Consider the following 298-nt stretch of genomic DNA (forward strand, 5'->3'; position numbering starts at 1 on the left):
TAGAGACGAGGTGCCAGCAGCCGCGGTAATACAGAGGGTGCAAGCGTTAATCGGAATTACTGGGCGTAAAGCGCGCGTAGGTGGTTTGTTAAGTTGGATGTGAAATCCCCGGGCTCAACCTGGGAACTGCATTCAAAACTGACTGACTAGAGTATGGTAGAGGGTGGTGGAATTTCCTGTGTAGCGGTGAAATGCGTAGATATAGGAAGGAACACCAGTGGCGAAGGCGACCACCTGGACTAATACTGACACTGAGGTGCGAAAGCGTGGGGAGCAAACAGGATTAGAACCGTACGGT

At 51.7% G+C, this 298-nt stretch carries 1 rRNA gene; it reads left to right on the forward strand.

The features are described from left to right. A 16S ribosomal RNA gene (locus M992_RS15355) occupies positions 1 to 298 on the forward strand; the annotation flags it as partial.

Source organism: Moellerella wisconsensis ATCC 35017 (assembly GCF_001294465.1).
Taxonomy (GTDB): Bacteria; Pseudomonadota; Gammaproteobacteria; order Enterobacterales; family Enterobacteriaceae; genus Moellerella; species Moellerella wisconsensis.